Origin of the sequence: Virgibacillus flavescens (assembly GCF_050574275.1) — a bacterium.
GTDB classification, from domain to species: Bacteria; Bacillota; Bacilli; order Bacillales; family Amphibacillaceae; genus Virgibacillus_F; species Virgibacillus_F flavescens.
Map to the genome: position 1 here is coordinate 2,001,383 of NZ_CP192260.1, position 21,713 is coordinate 2,023,095.

A 21,713-nucleotide genomic window follows, 5' to 3' on the forward strand; every position below is an offset into this window, starting at 1 on the left:
ATTCAAAAGTGATTGAGGTGTTATGATGAAGAAAATAGCTGTATTGACCAGCGGTGGTGACGCACCAGGGATGAACGCTGCTATTCGGGCAGTTGTCCGGAAATCAATCTACCATGGCGTAGATATATACGGGATTGAAAATGGCTTTCAGGGTTTAATGGATGGTAATATTAGAAAAATGGAACTGGGTTCTGTTGGAGATATTATTCAACGTGGTGGAACGATTCTATTTTCCGCCAGAAGTCTTGAATTTAAAACACCTGAAGGACAAAAACGTGGAGTAGAACAACTTAAAAAATTTGGAATTGAAGGACTTATTGTTATCGGTGGAGATGGCAGTTTTCGTGGAGCGCAAAAACTGACGGAAAGCGGATTTCCATGTATTGGTGTGCCTGGAACGATTGATAACGATATTCCAGGAACGGATTTCACTATTGGTTTTGATACTGCACTTAATACAATCATCGAAGCTATTGACAAAATACGTGACACGGCAACTTCTCATGAACGAACATATGTAATTGAAGTGATGGGACGTGACGCGGGTGATCTCGCCTTATGGGCAGGACTAGCAGATGGTGCAGAAAGTATCTTGATTCCTGAAAAGAAAGATGATTTTGATGAAGTAGTCAAAAAGTTAAAACGTGGACATGATCGAGGTAAGAAACATAGTATTATTATTTTGGCTGAGGGTGTTGGAAGTGGTTTTGCGTATGGTCAACGTATTCAGGATGCAACTAATTTAGAAACACGTGTTACGGTCCTTGGACATATCCAGCGTGGAGGTTCACCAACTGCATCAGACCGGGTTTTAGCAAGTCGTTTGGGAGCTAAAGCTGTTGATCTTCTTATAGCAGGTAAAGGTGGAAGAGTTGTTGGAATTCAAAAAAACGAGCTAGTCGACCATGATATATTAGAAATATTGGACCAAAAACACACAATCGATATGGATATGTACAAATTATCCAGCGAACTGTCAATATAAATTTGCATAAGTATTCAAGGAGGAACTATCAATGAGAAAAACTAAAATTGTTTGTACGATTGGACCAGCTTCTGAATCAATAGAAACACTGGAACAGTTAATAAAATCTGGAATGAATGTAGCACGGTTAAATTTCTCCCACGGAGACTTTGAGGAACATAGACAACGTATAATTAATATCAGAAAGGCTGCCGAGAATTTAAATGAAGTAGTTGCAATACTTCTTGATACCAAAGGACCTGAAATCAGAACTGGTTCATTTAAAAATGGGGAAGATGAAATTACAGAAGGAAATACGGTTATCGTTTCCATGAATGAAGTGGAAGGTACTGCGGAAAAGTTCTCCATTACGTACCCTGGATTAATAAACGACCTTCATGAAGGTTCCTCGATACTATTAGATGACGGATTAATTGAGCTTATCGTAAAAGAAATAAATCATGACAAGCAGGAAATTGTTACGATAGCATCAAACAGTGGAACAATTAAGAATAAAAAAGGTGTCAATGTTCCTAATGTACAGGTGAAATTACCAGGTATAACCGACAAAGATGCTAAGGATATCGAATTTGGCATTGAAGAAGGGGTCGACTTTATCGCAGCATCGTTTGTCCGCCGTCCGTCTGATGTCTTTGAGATTAGAGCATTACTTGAAAAACATAATGCTACACATATTCAAATAATCCCTAAAATTGAAAATCAGGAAGGTGTAGAAAACATTGATGCCATTCTGGAAGTAAGTGATGGAATAATGGTCGCACGTGGTGATCTTGGTGTTGAGATACCGGCTGAAGATGTACCGCTAGTCCAAAAAATGCTTATCCATAAATGTAATGTTGCAGGAAAGCCTGTTATTACAGCAACACAAATGCTTGATTCTATGCAACGGAATCCTAGACCTACGAGAGCGGAAGCGTCGGATGTTGCAAATGCAATATTTGATGGCACAGACGCAATTATGCTTTCAGGTGAAACTGCTGCTGGTCATTATCCAGTTGAATCCGTTCAAACGATGAGCAATATAGCTTTAAAAGCAGAAACTGCACTTGATCATAAACTGATATTGACAAATCTTTCTAAAACGGTGGACATGACAATCACTGAGGCGATTAGTCAGTCTGTTACACACACCGCAATGAATCTTAGTGTAAGTGCAATCATTACACCTACTGAGAGTGGTTATACTGCCCGTATGATATCTAAGTACCGTCCTAAATCACCGATTGTTGCTGTTACATTTTCAGACCATGTAAACCGACAGTTATCATTAGTATGGGGCGTTTATACGGCTAAAGGTGTAGAAGCAAACTCAACTGATGAGATGCTTGACATTGCTGTTGATGAAGGTTTGAAAACGAAGTTATTTGAACGAGGAAGCAGAGTTATTATCACAGCAGGAGTACCTGTTGGAGAAAGTGGGACAACGAATCTAATGAAAGTACACGTAATTGGTGATGTCATTGCTAAAGCGCAAGGAATTGGACGAAGAAGCGCTTACGGCAAAGCAGTAGTTGCCCGAACTGCAGAAGAAGCTATTTCGAAAGTGACCGAAGAAGACATACTTGTAACATATGGCACGGACCGTGATATGATGCCTGCAATAGAAAAAGCTGGCGGAATTATTACTGCTGAGGGTGGATTGACATCTCACGCTGCTGTAGTAGGATTAAGCTTGGGTATCCCTGTCATCGTAGGTTTAGAGAACGTTTTTGATTTAATAAAAGATGGCGATGATATTACAATTGATGCTACTAAGGGTATTGTATATAAAGGACATACAAGCGTCCTATAAAAAATGAAGGGAGCATTCCCTTCATTTTTATTTTACATTAGAAAACTTAGCTTATCGCCAAGCCTAAGTTGTACTTATGCAGTAAGAAAGTATGTATATTTTCCTACCTGCTAAAGAAAGGATGATGACAAATGCGCTGGTTAATACTTGCTCTATTAATTATACCTGCGTTGGAAATAGGTATTTTCATATGGGCTGGTGGAATAGTTGGTCCGTGGTGGGTGGTATTTATTATAATTTTGACAGGTATCGTAGGTGTTATGATTGCAAAGAAACAGGGAATGGAAACCTGGAATCGTGCCAGGATTTCGATGAATGACGGTCAGATACCTGCAGAAGAAATAATAGACGGAATATGCATATTTGTTGGTGCTGTCTTTTTGTTCACTCCAGGATTCATTACCGATACGGTAGGTTTCATGTTAGTCATTCCTGCAACGAGAATGCCGTTTAAAAACCTGATACAAGGATTTATTAGAAGCAAGCTTAACAAAGGCACGATAATATATCGGAAGTAAATTTAGCTGCCTTTAACAAACAGGTAAAGCTTAGTAACTACTTTAGTCTGATAACATGCATTCCAAAAAATTAATAGGATGGGACTAATAAATAACCCTATCACTCCCCATATATTTAAAGCGACAAACATGATGAATAGTGTCGTCAATGGAGTTAAACCTATACTGGAAGAAATCAGTTTTGGTTCAATTATTTGCCTGACCACAATGATGATCATATATAAAATGGAAAGTTTAATTGTCAGCGTATAATCGGCCGTTATAAATAAGTAAAAGATCCATGGTATAAAAATTATCCCCGTTCCAATATATGGTAATAAATCAAGTAATGCCGCTAGTATTGCAATAGTAAGGGCATACTTAACATCGAGTAAAGTTAATCCAATATATATGCAGCCCGCAGTAAGCACGATCAAAATAAGTTGTGCTTTAAAAAAGCCGATCATTGAGGACTTAATAAGAATTAAAAAATGGTTAACAGTTGGTTTTTTTAATACTGGAAAAGCCTTAACGCTTACCATTTTTAATTTCGTCCAATCTTTGGTAACTAAAAAAGTAGCGATGAGCGTTACAGTGAAAATGGTTAGGGAACTAGGTAACAAAGACAGTGTTTCAGGAATTTTTAACAAAAGACCTTTGATGAATATTGTTCCTGTAGTGGTGATTTGATTTGTAAGTTTATCTAAATTACTCTCTATTGTTTGCTGCTGCGAGGAATCCAATGTGTTAAAAAAAGTAGTAAACTTATCATAAAGTGGAAGTACACTCGAATGAAAAAACGCTTTACAAAGTGCCATAAAATCTTGGAAGTGAGTGGGTATTTGCGCTGCTAAAAAAGAAGTGCCCTGGATAAGCTCATTTATTATTATTACAATACAAATAACACCCAAAAACAGAAATAGTGTAAGCGAAATAAAAGTGGCAATTGTTCTTGGTAACTTTAATCTCACCTCTAGGAAAGTAACGGATGGGTTAAGAATAATAGAAAAAATAATTGCAATAATAAAGGGATAAAAATAAATAAAACTGAACTTAGCTATGAAATATCCTGAAAAGATAACGACGATCACAAATATAAACCGAAGTACACGATCAATATATTGCTGATACATGTATGTCACCTCAAATTTTGCTCACCTGAAAAAAGCTTGTCTTAATTTACATATGAGTTCAGAGAGGAAAATAGACATCTATTTTTACAGAAATACCTCACTATTAGTGATTGGAAAATAACAAGTTTTTCTATCACTGAAAACTTTATTAAGGTTTGATGGTGTTCAGTATAAGAAAAACTACGTCATTTTCCATTAAAACATCTGGAAAATAACAAGTTTTTCTAAAAATATTGGTGAAATTAATCGGTTTCAATTCACATTGCTATGATTATACTTTATAATTGTCCATGGGATGACAATGTCATTGTAAATATATTGTCAAAATCAGTCATTAAATCATTAATGTATCCTAATTTAATGTGTAAAATTATAGAAAAAGGAGAGGGATGTTATGACAACAACTAAAGGACTTGAAGGGGTTGTAGCAACTCAATCGTCAATTAGTTCAATTATAGATGATCAACTTACATATGTTGGTTACCGTATTGATGATTTAGCCGAGAATTCGAGCTTTGAGGAAGTAGTCTATTTACTATGGAATCTTAAGTTGCCTACAAAATCTGAACTAGATACATTTAAAAAAGAACTTGCATCAGAGATGGAACTTCCGGATGCAGTTATCGATCATTTACGTTCTTATGACTTATCAACAGTACACCCAATGGCTGCATTGCGCTCTGCGATCTCGATACTAGGACTTTACGATGAGGAAGCAGATGTAATGGAAGAAGATGCAAATAAACGCAAAGCGATTCGCTTACAGGCGAAAATTTCTACTATCGTAACTTCATTTGCTCGTATTCGTCAAGGCAAGGATCCTGTTAAACCGAAAAAGGAACTTGGATATGCAGCTAACTTCCTTTACATGCTAAATGGTAAAGAGGGAGAAAGCATTGAGGTTGAAGCGGTAAATAAAGCGCTAGTACTTCATGCAGATCATGAATTAAACGCATCAACCTTTACAGCACGTGTATGTGTAGCTACATTATCAGATATTTATTCTGGTGTAACTGCTGCAATTGGTGCTTTAAAAGGACCTTTACACGGTGGAGCTAATGAACGTGTAATGAAAATGCTAACTGAAATTGGGGAAGAAGATAACGCAATTCCTTACATTAAAGAGAAAATTGAGCAAAAAGAAAAAATCATGGGCATGGGACATCGCGTTTACAAGAATGGCGATCCACGTGCTAAACATTTAAAGCATATGTCTAATGAACTTACTAAAATTACTGGACAATCAAAATGGTATAACATGTCAGTTAAAATTGAAGATTATATAAAAGAAGAAAAAGGATTACCGGCTAACGTTGATTTTTATTCTGCTTCTGTTTATCACAGTTTAGGAATTGATCATGATCTGTTCACTCCATTATTTGCGGTTAGTCGTGTTTCAGGTTGGTTAGCACATATCTTAGAACAATATTCGAATAACCGTCTGATTCGTCCGCGTGCTGAATATGTTGGGCCAAAAACCCAAGATTATATAGCAATGGAGAATAGAGGATAACCCGAACTTGCAAACTTAGACAATCATAGTAGTGGCAGCCGGTTAATAACCGGCTTTCCCTGTGTTAAGCTAAGTAGGGTGCTTACGTATTTCTAAGCAGTTAAGAAAGTATAAATCCTTTCTTACTGCATAAGTGCAACTAAGGCTTTCGCCATTAAGGCTTGGCGATAAGCCTAGTTTTCTAATAATATGATAAAATAATCAGGTTTGAAAATGACTAGGAGGTATTTTTTTATGGTACAAGGAGAAAAAATTACAGTAGACAATGGACAAATGAACGTTCCGGATCGTCCAATTATCCCATTTATAGAAGGGGACGGAATTGGTCCTGATATCTGGGCGGCAGCTAGTAAAGTTATTGAAGCTGCAGTAGATAAAGCTTACAACGGCACCAAAGGAATTGAATGGAAAGAAGTATATGCTGGTCAAAAAGCATTTGATAAAACAGGCGAATGGCTGCCTGCTGAAACGCTTGATGTAATTCGTGACTATAAAATTGCAATTAAAGGACCACTTACTACACCAATCGGTGGCGGTATTCGTTCTTTAAACGTAGCACTTCGTCAGGAATTAGACTTGTTTACATGTTTACGCCCAGTTCGTTACTTTGAAGGCGTTCCTTCACCGGTAAAACGTCCTGAAGATGTGGATATGGTAATTTTCCGTGAGAATACGGAAGATATTTATGCTGGTATCGAATGGCAAAAAGGATCACCAGAAGTTAAAAAAGTTATTGAATTCCTGGAAAATGAAATGGGAGTTAAGAATATTCGTTTCCCTGAAACTTCTGGTATCGGTGTTAAGCCGGTTTCTGAAGAAGGAACGAAACGTCTTGTACGTTCAAGTATCGAGTATGCAATTAACGAAGGACGCAAGAGCGTTACATTAGTGCACAAAGGTAATATCATGAAATTTACAGAAGGTGCTTTTAAAGCTTGGGGATATGAAGTTGCTGAGCAAGAGTTTGGCGACAAAGTATTCACATGGGCTGAATATGACCGTATTGTAGAAAAAGAAGGAAAAGACGCAGCAAATAAAGCACAGGACGAAGCAGTTAATGCTGGTAAAATTCTTGTGAAGGATTCTATTGCAGATATTTTCCTACAACAGATTTTAACGCGTCCTAAAGAGTTTGATGTTGTTGCAACAATGAATTTAAATGGAGACTATGTTTCTGACGCACTTGCAGCTCAGGTAGGCGGAATTGGTATTGCACCAGGAGCTAACATTAACTTTATTACTGGCCATGCTATATTTGAAGCAACTCATGGTACTGCTCCTAAGTATGCTGGACTTGATAAGGTCAACCCTTCATCTGTAATTCTTTCAGCTGTTCTTATGCTTGAACATTTGGAGTGGAGAGAAGCGGCAGACTTAATTTCAAAAGCAATGGACAAAACGATTGCTTCAAAAGTAGTAACATATGACTTCGCACGTTTAATGGACGGTGCAACTGAAGTTAAATGTTCTGAGTTTGGTCAAGAATTAATTAAAAACATGGACTAAATGTAAGTAAACTAGGCTTATCGCTTCGTATTAGCGATAGCCTTAGTTGCTCTTATACAGTAAGAAAGGGGATTTACATGGGTATTACACGGAAAAAGATTTCAGTAATTGGTTCTGGCTTTACAGGAGCTACTACGGCTTTAATGGTTGCTCAAAAAGAACTTGGAGATGTCGTATTAGTAGATATTCCAAATATGGAAGACCCTACTAAAGGTAAGGCATTAGATATGCTTGAAGCCAGTCCAATCCAAGGTTTTGATGCAAAGATTACTGGTACATCCGACTACGCAGAAACTAAAGACTCTGACTTAGTTATCATTACAGCCGGAATTGCCCGTAAACCAGGGATGAGTCGTGATGACTTAGTTAATACAAACGCTAAAATCATGAAATCTGTTGCAAGTGAAATTGCTACGTATGCGCCTGAATCTATTATCGTTGTATTATCAAACCCAGTAGATGCGATGACATATACTGCATTTAAAGAATCCGGATTCCCTAAAGAGCGTGTTATTGGACAGTCAGGCGTACTGGATACTGGACGATTCCGTACATTCATTGCACAGGAATTAAACATTTCTGTAAAAGACATTACTGGATTTGTTCTTGGTGGACATGGTGATGATATGGTTCCATTAATTCGTTACTCTTACGCTGGTGGTATTCCATTAGAGAAACTCATTTCTAAAGAACGCTTAGACGCCATTGTAGAACGTACACGTAAAGGCGGAGGAGAGATAGTAGGATTACTAGGTAATGGTAGTGCCTATTATGCTCCAGCTGCTTCATTAACAGTTATGGCTGAAGCAATCCTTAAGGATCAGCGTCGCGTAATTCCAGCGATTGCTTACCTGGAGGGTGAGTATGGCTATTCAGATATCTATCTTGGCGTTCCTACTGTTATTGGCGGGAACGGTATAGAAGATATCATTGAATTGGATTTAACAGACGAAGAGAAAGCTGCATTAGATAAATCGGCAGACTCGGTTAAAAATGTATTAGATGTATTACAATAATTAAAATATCTTCCCCCTCGCGTTAAAGTGAGGGGATTTTTTTAATTTCATAGCGTAACGGACTGTTATTTGATATAATAGTAAACGCTTACATATTCGGAGGTGGAAATAGTGCTTGGTAAAAAAAGAAAACTCGGTAAAAAAATTAATGAATTAAAAATTGGTGATTCTTATACAGCAGTACATAGTATTGAAGATAAAGATTTGTTATTATACTTAGGCTTAACGAATGACGCAAATCCTTTATATATTCAGCATGACTATGCTTCACAAACACCATATAAACAACCTATTGTACCATCAGTAATGCTTTTTGGTATGGTATCTTCAATTGTTTCCATGCATTTACCAGGACCCGGTAGTCATATTATTTCTCAGGAAATAACGTATCCTACACCAGCTTTTCATAGTTCTGAAGTAACCTTTACGGTAGAGATAACAGCTATTGATCTTGATACTCATCATATTCAATTGTCTGTTGATGGCTATAATGTAGATGGTGGTTCAGTTTTAACAGGAAGCTTAAAGGTATGCCCTGCTTACAAACCTAACTCTATTACAGCGAGCTCATTAGAAAATTTCTTTTAATCCCTGAAAAAATCTTTTTAGACTGAAATAAAAAGGAGCTCCCTGAAATAGTTAAATAAACCCACAATCCATTGTTGTAGTTGACGTAACATCTCTATACTGCGATGTATATTTATTACCAAGAAATGTTCTAAAGCCGCCGTCCAGGATCGCTGCAGGCGGATGCTCCCGCGGGAGTCACCGCCCGGAACGATGCAGGACTCGTGATGCTTTTTACGTCTTTGTTTTTTTAACTAGTGCATGTAGAAATAGCATAGCCGTGCTATCATGGAGGCAGTTAATAAATCTGCGAAATTCATATTTTGTCTAGAGATTGGAGCGGATGGCAGTCACTCCTGCGGGGGGGGAAGGCATCGGTAAGACCCCGGAGTGCAAAGCACGAGGAGGCTCACCAGCCGCCCTAAGGTGCGCGACTGCCATCAGCGGAAATCTCGTTGCTGTCATATCGCGGCATCCCCAAAATGGTATGTTATTTCACAGTTTCCATCAAATGCGAACAACTAACTCGCAATATGCTTTGGGAGACACATATTTTCTAATTAGTGTCGAGTACCATATTTCAAGAACTGCAAATACTGCAGTTTATTGCTTTCATTATAATTATCTATGTACGAAAGTTGAGTCACAATTGAGACTATCACATAAAACGTGATAGTTTTTTAGTTAATTAAAAGAGTGACCTTGCTCTACGAGTCTGTTTTGTGGAATTAGGTGCGAATAAATAACAATAATCAGTTGAGATTTTTTGAGGGGTATAAATCAACCACTTGCCCCAAATAATAAAAGACAATAAAGGGTTTTATGAGGTTAGTTTTTTTGTAAATATATTTTTACAATTCTTGATGTTCCTTTTCATTAAAGTTCCATGTACTATATAGGTAGGAGAGTTAAATAAGAAACGAGGGATAATTTTGAAACAAAAAGTTCTTATAGTGGATGATGAGGTTTCAATTGTTACATTACTTACCTATAATATGGAACAGGCAGGATATGAAACAGAAGCTGCACATGATGGACTTGAAGCTATTAAAAAAGTGAGATCCAGTCATTTTGATTTAATAATATTAGATCTAATGCTTCCAGAAATGAGCGGATTGGATGTTTGCAGATATCTTCGGGAAAACCGAATTGATATACCGATATTAATGCTTACAGCCAAGGATGATGAGGTTGATAAAATTTTAGGACTTGAACTGGGCGCAGACGACTATTTAACGAAACCATTTAGTCCTAAAGAGGTAGTAGCTAGAACAAGGGCTATCATCAGACGTACAGGTGAATCGCGTAAGCCAGCTAAATCTTCCTTAGTAATTGGTGATTTAATTATTTATCCTGAGCGGTATGAGGCTGAAATGAACGAAAAGACAATATCGTTTACTCGAAAAGAATTTGAGTTACTGCAGTATTTATCAGAACATCTTGGTAATGTCTTATCAAGAGATCAGCTGTTAAGCGCTGTGTGGAATTATGATTTTGCAGGCGACACACGGATTGTTGATGTACATATTAGCCACTTGCGTGAAAAAATTGAACCTGATTCTAAACATCCAGCTTATATTAAAACTGTCCGTGGTTTAGGATACAAAATGGAGGAGCCAAAATAATGCGTTATGTTTTTACAAAGCCTTTATTCACTTATGTTGTAGGTATACTAGTGGTATTAATACTAACAGGAGTGATAATTAGTCAGTTAACATCGGAATATTTTATTTTATTTTCTGTTTTGTTTGTTGAGTTTATAGTAATTGTTCTTATACTGCTTCAAATATTCGAAAAATATATGAAGCCAATTCGAAAAGCAACCAGAACGGTAGATGAGCTTGTTAAGGGGAATTATCGGGCACGGATTCATCATAGTTCCAGTGGAAGTGTAGCTGAATTAAATAATAAAATTAATATACTTGCAAGGAATCTTAGCGAGTTGGCAATCCAGGAGGATATGCATGAAAAGCAATTAACAACCGTTATTGATAATACCGAAAGTGGCCTTATTTTAATTGATGAAAAGGGCTATATACATTTAGTAAACCGAAAATTCATTTCGATGTTTGGTAATACACCGAAAGATTACAAAGGTTATCTTTATTATGATGTGCTTACAAATGAAAAAATTCATGATCTGGTAAAGCAAACATTTCTTTATGAAGAAAATGTTAAAAAATCGTTTACCCAAACAATAGATTTCGATAAAAAATATATACAGATAAACGGTGCTCCAATATTTAATGAAAAGAATATATTAAAAGGAGCTGTGCTGGTTTTTTATGACATTACAGAATTAAAGAAACTAGAACTAATGCGTAAAGATTTCGTTGCAAACGTATCCCATGAATTAAAAACTCCAGTTACGTCGATAAAGGGGTTTGCAGAAACACTTCTTGAGAACGAGAAAAGTGATCCGAAAGTTCTAGATGAATTTCTTGGTATTATTTACAATGAAAGTGATCGACTGCAAGTACTGATTCAGGACCTTCTTACTTTATCGAGGTTAGAGCGTGACGATTTTCAATTAAAAGTTACTACGTTTAATTTAAGTAACGCAGTAAACGAGGTTATAACAGTTATCGAGCAGCAGCTTCACACAAAAAACCTGAACCTTTCAGTAGTTATGGAAGAAGGTTTAGAGATTAAAGCAGACCGTGATCAAACAAAACAAATCTTGTTTAACCTTCTGGCTAATGCAATTAGTTATACACATGAGGATGGTGATATTACCTTAACGGTCGAATCCGATGAAGATAAAGTACATATTTCTGTAGAAGATACAGGAATAGGTATTGCTAAGGAATCAATTCCACGACTGTTTGAGCGATTCTATCGTGTTGATAAGGCAAGGAGCAGGAATACAGGTGGAACTGGTCTTGGACTTGCTATAGTGAAACATATTGTTGACGTTCATAATGGTAAAATTGATGTGGAAAGTGAGCTAAATGCTGGTTCTACTTTTCACGTATATCTACCTTTGCATAGCGAATAAATTAACTGGTCGATATCATTTTTCTTATGATTTCGATCAGTTTTTGCATCTAAATTGTTTGTTAGACTACTTTTGCTTTATACTGTACCTATACATATTATAAAAATAAAGTGAATGTACATACTTGTTGAAAGGAAGGCGTAACCATGTCACAAAAATTAGTTTTAATTGATGGAAACAGTATTATATACAGAGCTTTTTTTGCCTTGCCATTGCTAAATAACGATAAAGGGGTTTATACGAATGCAGTTTATGGTTTCACGACGATGCTACTTCGAATTTTAGAAGAAGAGAAGCCTACACATATGCTTGTTGCGTTTGATGCTGGTAAAACTACTTTTCGCCATAAAACGTATAAAGAATACAAAGGTGGCCGACAGAAAACACCATCAGAATTATCTGAGCAGTTTCCTTTGCTTAAGGAACTTCTGAATTCGTTTGACATACCACACTATCAGTTAGATCAGTACGAAGCTGATGATATTATTGGTACACTAGCAAAGCGTGGAAGAGACGAAGAATGGGATGTTAAAGTAATTTCAGGAGATAAGGATTTACTTCAGCTTGTATCCGATAAGGTCACAGTAAACTTAACGAAAAAAGGTATAAGTGAAGTAGAAGCCTACACACCTAAATTCCTGGAAGAGAAAATGGAAATTAGTCCCGAGCAGGTAATCGAGCTGAAGTCTTTGATGGGCGATAGTTCGGATAATATTCCAGGCGTTCCCGGAGTAGGTCAGAAGACTGCAACTAAGTTATTAAAGGAATACGGAACACTGGATGGCGTGTATGAAAATCTTGAAAAAGTAAGTGGGAAAAAATTAAAAGAAAATCTTACAACCTATAAAGATGACGCTTATATGAGCAGAGATTTGGTCACCATTAATTTGGATTCCCCGATTGAAATAGGGTTAAATAATCTCTCCTACGAAGGTTATCAGTCTGATAAAGTAAGTGCTGTTTTTAAAGACTTGGGATTTCAATCATTATTAGGCAGACTGGATGGTCAAGAGGATGAAACAGAACCTGCTCCGGAGATTCAGGATATACAGTTTGAAATAATTGATAACGTAACAACTGATTTATTTACTGGTAAAGAAGCATTGGTGGTTGAAATGCTTACAGATAATTACCATCAGGCAACAATTGAAGGTTTTGGTATTGCAAATGAGAAACATGCTTATTTTATTCCTACTGATGTAGCGTTCGCGTCTGAAGATTTTAGGAAGTGGGCATGCGATCAGTCCAAAGAAAAGTATCTTTTTGATGGGAAAGGTTCATTAGTGGCCCTACTTAACCAACAGATGAATATGAAGGGAATAACGTTTGACATGCTTCTCGCTTCGTATTTATTAAACCCTTCTGAGAACCATCATGACATTCCTGCGATTAGCCATCGCCTAGGAAAGAAAAATGTTCTATTTGATGAGGAAGTATTTGGAAAAGGTGCTAAGATGAAAATTCCTGATCAAGCTAAATTAGGAGAGCATGTTGCACGAAAAGCACGGGTACTATACGATCTTCAGCCTGAAATGGAAGAACAGTTAAAAAACAACGAACTATTTGAACTATATAAAGAGCTTGAAATGCCGTTAGCATTGATTCTTGGAGATGTGGAACATACCGGTATAAAGGTTGATTCGGATCGCTTGGAAAAAATGCGGGTGGAATTACAAGAACGATTAGATGAAATAGAGACGAGCGTTTATGAACTTGCAGGAGAGAAATTCAATTTGAACTCTCCAAAGCAGCTTGGGCCAATACTATTTGAGAAACTAAAGCTCCCAGTTATTAAGAAAACAAAAACGGGTTATTCTACTGCCGCCGATGTACTGGAACAGCTGCAGGGTGAACATGAGATAATTCCGAAATTGCTGTTGTATCGTCAGCTTGGTAAACTTCAGTCAACCTATATCGAAGGATTGTTGAAAGTAGTTAATAAAGAAACAAATAAAATTCATACACGCTATAACCAGGCACTTGCTCAAACGGGGAGATTAAGTTCAGTGGATCCAAATCTGCAAAATATACCAATCCGTTTAGAAGAAGGCCGAAAGATAAGACAAGCTTTCATTCCTTCCCAGAAAGACTGGATTATGTTTGCCGCCGATTACTCCCAAATCGAGTTAAGGGTGCTCGCTCATATAGCGGAAGATGAAAAGTTAATTGAGGCATTCCGAAATGATTTAGACATTCATACACAGACTGCCATGGATGTTTTTCATGTAGAAGCTGATGAAGTTACCTCTAATATGAGAAGACAGGCGAAAGCTGTTAACTTTGGTATTGTTTATGGAATCAGTGATTACGGATTATCACAAAGTCTTGGAATTTCACGTAAGGAAGCAAAAACGTTTATCGAAAGGTACCTGGCTAGTTATCCTGGCGTGAAAACATATATGGATTCCAGTATCCAGGATGCCAAACGAAATGGATTTGTTTCAACTCTTATGAACAGAAGAAGATATTTACCGGATATTACAAGCAGAAACTTTAATCTTCGCAGTTTTGCAGAACGTACGGCAATGAATACCCCAATACAAGGTAGCGCGGCAGATATTATTAAAAAAGCTATGATTGATTTATATGAGAAATTAAAAGAAGAGAAACTGCAGGCACGAATTTTATTACAAGTACACGATGAATTAATTCTGGAAGCTCCAAAAGAAGAGCTGGAAAAATTAAAAGAAATTGTTCCAGAAGTAATGGAAAAAACAGTTCCGTTGAGTGTTCCACTGAAAGTTGATTATGAATTTGGCGACAGCTGGTTTGATGCAAAGTAATATTGAGGAGAAATTTATATGCCTGAATTACCAGAAGTAGAAACAGTAAAGCAAACGTTAAAACGACTTGTACAACATAAAACAATAAAAGAAGTTGACGTGTTTTGGCCGAATATTATTAAACTTCCAGATGATGCGGAGGAATTCAAACTTATATTGCAGCAACAAAGTATTTTGGATATTCACCGTAAGGGCAAGTTTATTTTGTTTGAATTGGATGACTATACATTAATCTCTCATCTTCGTATGGAAGGGAAGTATAGTGTTCACTCAAGTGAAGAGGAAGTGAAAAAGCATACTCACGTTATTTTCACATTCACGGATGGATTTGAGCTTCGTTATAATGATGTTCGTAAATTCGGAACGATGCACATTGTAAATAAAGGCTCCGAACTATCTCAAAAGCCGTTAAGTTTATTGGGTCCGGATCCTTTTGATAAGGCATTTACATTCGATTATTTTTATCACAAGCTTCATAAAACAGATCGCGTCATTAAATCTGCCTTATTGGATCAGACTATTGTAGCAGGACTTGGAAATATTTATGTCGACGAAACGTTATTTCAAGCTAAAGTCAATCCATTAAAAAAAGCGAATAAACTTACAAAAAAAGAAGTGAAATCTATCCAGGAAGCGGCAAAAATTATTCTGCAGCATGCTATTGAGCTTGGTGGAACAACTATCAGATCTTATGTTAACAGCAGTGGTGAAATGGGGATGTTCCAGCAGACATTGCATGTATATGGGAAGGAAAATAATCCATGCGTAAATTGTGGTAAGCCAATAGTTAAAATGAAAATTGGTGGTCGTGGTACGCATGTATGCATGACTTGTCAAAAATAGGTTTAAAAGGAGCAGGAACATGGCATTGATTATTGGATTAACCGGAAGTATCGCCAGTGGTAAAAGTACGGTATCCTCCATGTTTCGTGAATTTGAAATTCCGGTTGTTGATGCCGATCAAATCGCGAGAGAGGTTGTATGTCCAGGTGAGAAAGCATACACGGAAATTGTCGATGCATTTGGCGAAGAAATTTTATTTGATGATAAGACGATAGACCGTAAAAAATTAGGTTCTTATATTTTTAACGATAAAGCAAAACGGTCAACGTTAAATTCTATTGTTCATCCAGCGGTCAGAAAAGAAATGCTGGCTCAGAGAGATGCTTTTGTAACAAGCGGTGCGAAATGTGTAGTCTTAGATATCCCGTTATTATTTGAAAGTAAGCTGACCCATTTTGTCGATAAAACAGTTGTAGTATTTGTGGATCAAGCAACACAGCTCAACCGACTGATGAACAGGGATAAGTCTTCAGAAGATGAAGCGAGATCCAGAATAAATTCACAAATTTCAATGGATGAGAAAGCGCATATGGCCGATAAAGTAATTGATAATAATGGTACAATTGAACAAACGTCTTATCAGTTAGAAGAAATATTAAAAGAGTGGCAAATAAAATAAGACAGATGGGGTATAGATACTAAAAACATCTATACCCTTTTAATTTTATTAAGCACATTTTAAATATAATGTGTTATACTAATTATTATTAAAAGTTAAAAAGTATAGCCTATATTAGGGGGACTTATCATGAATAAAACTCGGATTGCAATAAATGGATTTGGTCGAATTGGACGGATGGTATTTCGTCAGGCAATCAAAGACGACCAATTAGAAGTAGTAGCTATTAATGCACGCTATCCTCCAGAAACTCTTGCACATTTAATTAAATATGACAGCGTACATGGAATTTTTAATGCTGAAGTGAAAGCGCTTCATAAAAGTCTTGAAATAGATGGTAAGACAGTTTTACTTGTTAATTCACGCGAACCTGAGAACCTGCCTTGGAAAGATCTTGAAATAGATATAGCGATTGAAGCTACAGGCAAATTTAACAGCAGGGATGACGCTGCTTTGCACTTAGAAGCAGGCGCTAAAAAAGTTGTGATAACAGCACCAGGAAAAAATGCTGATAATACAATCGTAATGGGAGTAAATCAGGAAACGTATAATCCTGAAGTTGAGGATGTACTTTCAAATGCTTCATGCACAACAAACTGTTTAGCACCAGTAGTAAAGGTACTCGATGATAATTTTAAAGTAATTAATGGTCTAATGACAACGGTACATGCCTTTACTAATGATCAGCAGAATTTAGATAATCCACATAAAGATTTACGTCGGGCAAGAGGCTGCACACAATCTATTATTCCTACTTCTACTGGTGCAGCAAAAGCTTTAGGTTTAGTTTTACCGCATCTTAACGGAAAGCTTCACGGAATGTCTTTACGCGTTCCAACTCCAAATGTTTCGCTTGTGGATTTAGTTGTCGATGTCGAAAAATCAGTTACAGTCGAGGATGTAAATAATGCATTCCAGCAGGCTGCGGCAAAGGAATTAAATGGTATCGTAAAATACAGTACAGAACCATTAGTTTCGATTGATTATACTACTACTGAGTATTCTGCCATTGTCGATGGGTTATCAACCATGGTGATGGAAGATAATAAAATCAAGGTGTTAGCCTGGTATGACAATGAATGGGGATATTCAAAGCGGGTGTTGGATTTAGCCAAATATGTTGGTAGCTATCTAAATCAGGAACAAGCTCAAATCTCCTGAAAATTTAACCTTGAAAGCGTGCAATCCTTTCAAGGTTAAATCTTTTTTTAGTAAACATATTGCAAAAATAAATAAAACGGTTTATACTACTTTGTGACCTTCTATTATAGTAATACACTTACTTAAAGGGTTAGGACCTCTTTGGACTAACTTTCCCCCGTGGTATGGTGAAAGCAATGCTATAGAAGGACTCGATAATCGTTATAAGGGGGAAAAAATTTGGATACAATGGGAAGACATGTAATAGCTGAATTATGGAATTGTAATATAGATAAATTAAATGATATGGGGTTAATAGAACGTACATTTGTTGATGCTGCGCTGAAAGCTGGGGCAGAAGTTCGCGAGGTAGCGTTTCATAAATTTGCTCCACACGGTGTAAGTGGAGTTGTAATCATTTCGGAGTCACATTTAACGATTCACAGTTTCCCGGAACATGGTTATGCGAGTATTGATGTATATACATGCGGAGATATTATTGACCCGAATGTTGCTGCTGAGTACATTGCGAATTCTTTAGAAGCAAAGACATTTGAAAAAGTAGAAGTTCCTCGTGGTATGGGACCTGTGAAAGTTAACCAGTTTCAAGCACTATAGAATCTGTTAAAAAAGTTGATCAGTTTGTTCATCTATTAGTTATACTGATAGGTGATCATGACTGGTCAGCTTTTTTTGTTTAATGCTATTAATTATACTTTCTCACATAGACATTCATGATGAATCTAGTAGCGCTTGAAATATGTCACTTAACATGATTTAAAAATATGTGGCTAGTACTTTGTCGTATTTGATGTAAACTGCTACGTAAGCAGCAACATGCAGTCGCACGTGCCCACGGAAAGCATCCGCCCGGAGTGATCCTGTACGGCGACTATAGAACAATTTTTGGTAATAAAATTATTTCTCAATAAAGAGATTTTGTGTTAACTAGTACAATCGATTTGGGTTTATTAACTGTTTCAGGAAAGTGGAGGTATTAACAAACCGAATGTACGGATTTACTATGCTTGTGGTGATATTCTACAAAACATGCTAAAATATGAGATATACATAAAAATAAAAATTAATTACGGGGTGTAGGAAATGTCTGTGAAACATACGCTAGCAAAGTACTTCAGCAATCATGCAGAAACAAGTGATATTCATTGGAACCCTTCACTTCAAACTCATTATTATAAAACAACGAAAGATAAAGCACTATCCAAACTAGAGGAATTATTCGGTAAAACACAGAACTATGCTATTCAATCTATATCTAAAGAGCATGGTGAAATAAGTGTTTATTATAAAAAAACGTTTATTATTGTGACAGTAATTTCTGTCAGGCCGCACCAAACAGCGATTGATTTTTCCGTAACTACAGAAACTGTTTTACCAGTCGATTTTGGTAACAGCTCCAAAGTTATTGAACAGCTTTATAATCAGTTAAACAAAGAATTAACCTATATTGAGAAACGAAATCATATTTAGTGAAAAAGGACGGGGTGGAACGAAATGCGTTGTTCCAATTGTGAATATAAAAGTACTAAAGTACTCGACTCGCGGCCAATTGAAGAGGGCAGATCTATCAGACGCAGAAGAGAGTGCGAACAATGTGGATTTCGCTTTACCACGTTTGAACGTATAGAAGCGATACCTTTGATTGTTGTTAAAAAAGAAGGTGCGAGACAGGAATTCAGCAGGGAGAAATTGACTCGCGGCTTGATTAAGTCATGTGAAAAAAGGCCAGTTCCTATTGAAACAATTGAATCAATAGCGTTTGATGTGGAAAAAGAACTGCGTGATTCTGGTGTGTCAGAAGTGGAAAGTAAAGAAATCGGCGAAATGGTAATGGATCGATTAGCTAAAGTTGATGAAGTCGCTTATGTACGATTTGCATCTGTCTATCGTCAATTTAAAGATATTAGTGTATTTTTGGACGAACTTAAGGATCTAATTAAAGCGGATAAAAAGCAGTAGATTGAAGAAGGGGCTAGCAAAATGAATGTTATTGGAAAGGTCTTACCAGTAGATGGTTATCATGTAACACACAAAAAAAGTTTACCAGTAGACTTTGAAAAATCAATGACACATTTGTATCAGCCTTTAATAGGGGTTGAAGCAGTCTCCCTCTACATGACCTTATTACATGAAATCGATTTTCAGAACGCAGAAGAACCTCAGACCCACCATACATTAATGAATTACCTGACGATGCCACTAGATGACATTTATCGAGCAAGGCTAAAGCTTGAAGGTATTGGATTAATGAAAACATATGAGTATCATTCAAATGAACAAACGTTGTTTACGTATGAGCTGTTGCCACCTTTTGCTCCTAATGATTTCTTTGCTGATGAAATGCTTGCTCAATTATTGTATTACCATATTGGGGAAGAAAAATTTGAGTTCTTAAAAAAACGTTATACAATTAAGCGGCAAACTCAGACAGGCGAAAACGTTACCGCAGCTTTCAGTGATGTATTTGATACCTTCCAACCGTATGATCAGACTTTAAATAATGAAAACAACACACAAGCATCTGAGCCTTTTGTAAACCAGATTGATTTCACATGGATAAAAAAAATGCTTGAACAGCGGATGATTCCAGCTAATAATGTCCTTACCCACGACAATAAACAGCTGATTTTACAGATGATGAAGTTATACGATTTAGAGTCACATGAAATAGAAAAATGTTTATTATGGGCATTAACTGATGAAAACGTGCTGCACACAGAAGAGTTTAAGAATGCTTGTCATGATGTATTTAAGACCAAGTATAATAGCACTCCGATCAAGTTGACAGAAAAGGTTAAACAAAAAGAGGTACCAAAAAACACGCCGCAAACACAGGAAGAGCAGCTGATTCAGCAGCTTGAAATCATTTCGCCCAAACAATTACTCGAAGACTTGTCTAGTGGAAATCATGCCTCAGAACAAGATATGCGGGTGATTCGTGAAGTGATGACTTCTCAGGGATTACCATCACCTGTAATGAATGTGTTGATTCACTTTGTGTTATTACAAACAAATATGAAACTTTCAAAAGCATACCTGACGAAGATTGCAAGTCACTGGTCACGAGCTAATTTAAAGTCAGCTAAAGACGCAATGGTTTTTGCTAAAGCAGAAAAAAAAGGGTTTCAAAAACAAGCCAGTGGGAATTCTTCTTATACTAAAAGTTATTCAAATGAAGTTGTTCCAGATTGGTTTAAAGAACGCAAAAAAGGAAACGGAAAGAGCGTTCCAGTTGAAAAAACTGCTGAGTCAGCTAAAGACAAGGAAGAAATGGATGCTTTATTAAGAAAAATATCCAGTAGTAATAAAAAATAATCATGTCCAAGGATGATTAAAATGAAACCGATGCAATCAACACTTAAAAAGTGGATGAATGACAATAAAAATTTTAAAGACAACTATATGAAAATAAGAAAAGAAGTGCTGGAAGATGAGGAAATTAAAGAATTTCTCGCTCTTCATCCTGAACTAAACAAACAGATAGTAGATAAAAATCTTATAAAATTATATGAGTATAAAACACAGTCAAATCAATGTGATAAATGTAAGTCACTTGGAGGCTGTATTAATATTTTAAATGGATATTCTCCTATTCTTAAAACGGAAAATAAAGAAATTCGTCTGCAGTACGAAAAGTGTCACAAACGGGTAAACTTTGAAAAGCAAAAAGAACAGCAGGAATTAATTCAAAGCCTGTATATGCCTAAAGAAATACTAGAGGCTTCTACCGATAATATTGAGGGTGATTCTGCACGCAGGTTAGCCATCCAGGAAGTAGCAGCTTTTATCGAAAAAGCAAAGAATGGTCTGCCCGCAAAAGGATTATATCTGTACGGACCATTCGGGGTCGGAAAAACGTACTTCCTTGGAGCGATTGCGAACAGGCTAAAAGAAGATAACATTTCATCTATGATTATCTATATGCCGGAATTTGTACGTGAGATTAAATCGTCTCTAAAAGATGATTCCATTAATACTAAGATTGAATATTTTAAAAAAGCAGAGGTATTAATGATTGATGACATTGGCGCAGAATCTCAATCGGCGTGGTTTCGTGATGAAATTCTTGGGTCAATTCTGCAATACCGTATGATGGAAGGACTTCCTGTTTTCTTTACCTCGAATTACAATCTGGATCAATTAGAGGATCAGCTTGCTAAAACCAATCGTGGAGCTATTGAAACGGTCAAGGCAGGCAGAATAATTGAACGGATTAAACAGGTAAGTAAAGAAGTGCAAATCTTAGGTGAAAACAGAAGGAATAATTAAACCTATTAGTAAAGAATATGAAGAATTTAAA

Annotated in this window: 19 protein-coding genes; 18 read left to right on the forward strand and 1 reads right to left on the reverse strand. The window is 36.6% G+C overall.

Features of this window, described 5'->3' with window-relative positions; genetic code table 11:
• The first annotated feature begins 25 nt into the window (after positions 1-25).
• The 3 genes from pfkA (at position 26) to VBD025_RS09530 (ending at position 3,295) form a co-directional block, all read left to right on the forward strand.
• On the forward strand, positions 26-985 hold the full coding sequence (gene pfkA / locus VBD025_RS09520) for a 6-phosphofructokinase (protein ID WP_430791344.1): 960 nt from the start codon (positions 26-28) through the stop codon (positions 983-985).
• Positions 986-1,016: 31 nt separating this feature from the next.
• Positions 1,017-2,777, forward strand: a complete 1,761-nt coding sequence (gene pyk / locus VBD025_RS09525) for a pyruvate kinase (RefSeq protein ID WP_430784834.1) — start codon at positions 1,017-1,019, stop codon at positions 2,775-2,777.
• Between the two features lie 131 nt (positions 2,778-2,908).
• Positions 2,909-3,295, forward strand: coding sequence for an FxsA family protein (locus VBD025_RS09530; protein WP_430784836.1), 387 nt, complete (start codon positions 2,909-2,911; stop codon positions 3,293-3,295).
• 2 nt (positions 3,296-3,297) lie between these two features.
• On the opposite strand, the gene ytvI is transcribed toward VBD025_RS09530, so the two are convergent.
• Positions 3,298-4,407, reverse strand: coding sequence for a sporulation integral membrane protein YtvI (gene ytvI, locus VBD025_RS09535; RefSeq protein ID WP_430784838.1), 1,110 nt, complete (start codon positions 4,405-4,407; stop codon positions 3,298-3,300).
• Positions 4,408-4,801: 394 nt separating this feature from the next.
• Between ytvI and citZ the strand changes: the two genes are divergently transcribed.
• The 15 genes from citZ to dnaI all read left to right on the forward strand — a co-directional run bounded on the left by citZ (position 4,802) and on the right by dnaI (position 21,682).
• Entirely contained in the window at positions 4,802-5,920 is a 1,119-nt protein-coding gene (citZ, locus tag VBD025_RS09540) for a citrate synthase (protein WP_430784840.1), read from the forward strand.
• A gap of 234 nt (positions 5,921-6,154) precedes the next feature.
• Positions 6,155-7,426, forward strand: a complete 1,272-nt coding sequence (gene icd / locus VBD025_RS09545; protein WP_430784842.1) for an NADP-dependent isocitrate dehydrogenase — start codon at positions 6,155-6,157, stop codon at positions 7,424-7,426.
• Positions 7,427-7,503: 77 nt separating this feature from the next.
• Positions 7,504-8,442, forward strand: coding sequence for a malate dehydrogenase (mdh, locus tag VBD025_RS09550; protein ID WP_430784844.1), 939 nt, complete (start codon positions 7,504-7,506; stop codon positions 8,440-8,442).
• A gap of 111 nt (positions 8,443-8,553) precedes the next feature.
• A complete protein-coding gene (locus VBD025_RS09555; RefSeq protein ID WP_430784846.1) occupies positions 8,554-9,030 on the forward strand; it encodes an enoyl-CoA hydratase in 477 nt (158 codons plus the stop codon).
• A 911-nt stretch (positions 9,031-9,941) separates the two neighbouring features.
• A complete protein-coding gene (locus VBD025_RS09560; protein ID WP_430784848.1) occupies positions 9,942-10,634 on the forward strand; it encodes a response regulator transcription factor in 693 nt (230 codons plus the stop codon).
• The gene (gene pnpS, locus VBD025_RS09565) at positions 10,634-12,007 is read left to right on the forward strand and encodes a two-component system histidine kinase PnpS (RefSeq protein WP_430784850.1); all 1,374 of its coding nucleotides are present in this window, start codon (positions 10,634-10,636) and stop codon (positions 12,005-12,007) included. Before VBD025_RS09560 ends, pnpS begins: the two co-directional genes overlap by 1 nt.
• Before the next feature lie 146 nt (positions 12,008-12,153).
• On the forward strand, positions 12,154-14,790 hold the full coding sequence (gene polA, locus VBD025_RS09570) for a DNA polymerase I (protein WP_430784852.1): 2,637 nt from the start codon (positions 12,154-12,156) through the stop codon (positions 14,788-14,790).
• 18 nt (positions 14,791-14,808) lie between these two features.
• Positions 14,809-15,633 carry a DNA-formamidopyrimidine glycosylase gene (gene mutM / locus VBD025_RS09575; protein ID WP_430784854.1) on the forward strand — a complete coding sequence of 275 codons (825 nt, stop codon included), beginning with the start codon at positions 14,809-14,811 and terminating at the stop codon, positions 15,631-15,633.
• A 19-nt stretch (positions 15,634-15,652) separates the two neighbouring features.
• The gene (gene coaE, locus VBD025_RS09580; protein WP_430784856.1) at positions 15,653-16,252 is read left to right on the forward strand and encodes a dephospho-CoA kinase; all 600 of its coding nucleotides are present in this window, start codon (positions 15,653-15,655) and stop codon (positions 16,250-16,252) included.
• 129 nt (positions 16,253-16,381) lie between these two features.
• On the forward strand, positions 16,382-17,413 hold the full coding sequence (locus VBD025_RS09585) for a glyceraldehyde-3-phosphate dehydrogenase (RefSeq protein ID WP_430784858.1): 1,032 nt from the start codon (positions 16,382-16,384) through the stop codon (positions 17,411-17,413).
• Between the two features lie 219 nt (positions 17,414-17,632).
• Entirely contained in the window at positions 17,633-18,010 is a 378-nt protein-coding gene (speD, locus tag VBD025_RS09590) for an adenosylmethionine decarboxylase (RefSeq protein WP_430784860.1), read from the forward strand.
• 486 nt (positions 18,011-18,496) lie between these two features.
• Positions 18,497-18,883 (forward strand): cytosolic protein, encoded by a 387-nt coding sequence (locus VBD025_RS09595; protein ID WP_430784862.1) that lies wholly within the window; start codon positions 18,497-18,499, stop codon positions 18,881-18,883.
• 24 nt (positions 18,884-18,907) lie between these two features.
• Positions 18,908-19,372, forward strand: coding sequence for a transcriptional regulator NrdR (gene nrdR, locus VBD025_RS09600; RefSeq protein ID WP_430784864.1), 465 nt, complete (start codon positions 18,908-18,910; stop codon positions 19,370-19,372).
• Positions 19,373-19,393: 21 nt separating this feature from the next.
• Positions 19,394-20,728 carry a replication initiation and membrane attachment family protein gene (locus VBD025_RS09605; RefSeq protein ID WP_430784866.1) on the forward strand — a complete coding sequence of 445 codons (1,335 nt, stop codon included), beginning with the start codon at positions 19,394-19,396 and terminating at the stop codon, positions 20,726-20,728.
• A 21-nt stretch (positions 20,729-20,749) separates the two neighbouring features.
• A complete protein-coding gene (gene dnaI, locus VBD025_RS09610; protein ID WP_430784868.1) occupies positions 20,750-21,682 on the forward strand; it encodes a primosomal protein DnaI in 933 nt (310 codons plus the stop codon).
• The last annotated feature ends 31 nt before the right edge of the window (positions 21,683-21,713 follow it).

Bases quoted from the DNA above. Each gene is read 5' to 3' on its own strand.
- polA (WP_430784852.1), top strand. From the start codon at position 12,154: ATGTCACAAAAATTAGTTTTAATTGATGGAAACAGTATTATATACAGA.
- pnpS (WP_430784850.1), top strand. From the start codon at position 10,634: ATGCGTTATGTTTTTACAAAGCCTTTATTCACTTATGTTGTAGGTATA.
- VBD025_RS09595 (WP_430784862.1), top strand. From the start codon at position 18,497: ATGTCTGTGAAACATACGCTAGCAAAGTACTTCAGCAATCATGCAGAA.
- VBD025_RS09605 (WP_430784866.1), top strand. From the start codon at position 19,394: ATGAATGTTATTGGAAAGGTCTTACCAGTAGATGGTTATCATGTAACA.
- mdh (WP_430784844.1), top strand. From the start codon at position 7,504: ATGGGTATTACACGGAAAAAGATTTCAGTAATTGGTTCTGGCTTTACA.
- coaE (WP_430784856.1), top strand. From the start codon at position 15,653: ATGGCATTGATTATTGGATTAACCGGAAGTATCGCCAGTGGTAAAAGT.
- dnaI (WP_430784868.1), top strand. From the start codon at position 20,750: ATGAAACCGATGCAATCAACACTTAAAAAGTGGATGAATGACAATAAA.
- pfkA (WP_430791344.1), top strand. From the start codon at position 26: ATGAAGAAAATAGCTGTATTGACCAGCGGTGGTGACGCACCAGGGATG.
- pyk (WP_430784834.1), top strand. From the start codon at position 1,017: ATGAGAAAAACTAAAATTGTTTGTACGATTGGACCAGCTTCTGAATCA.
- VBD025_RS09585 (WP_430784858.1), top strand. From the start codon at position 16,382: ATGAATAAAACTCGGATTGCAATAAATGGATTTGGTCGAATTGGACGG.
- icd (WP_430784842.1), top strand. From the start codon at position 6,155: ATGGTACAAGGAGAAAAAATTACAGTAGACAATGGACAAATGAACGTT.
- VBD025_RS09530 (WP_430784836.1), top strand. From the start codon at position 2,909: ATGCGCTGGTTAATACTTGCTCTATTAATTATACCTGCGTTGGAAATA.
- ytvI (WP_430784838.1), bottom strand. From the start codon at position 4,407: ATGTATCAGCAATATATTGATCGTGTACTTCGGTTTATATTTGTGATC.
- mutM (WP_430784854.1), top strand. From the start codon at position 14,809: ATGCCTGAATTACCAGAAGTAGAAACAGTAAAGCAAACGTTAAAACGA.
- citZ (WP_430784840.1), top strand. From the start codon at position 4,802: ATGACAACAACTAAAGGACTTGAAGGGGTTGTAGCAACTCAATCGTCA.
- nrdR (WP_430784864.1), top strand. From the start codon at position 18,908: ATGCGTTGTTCCAATTGTGAATATAAAAGTACTAAAGTACTCGACTCG.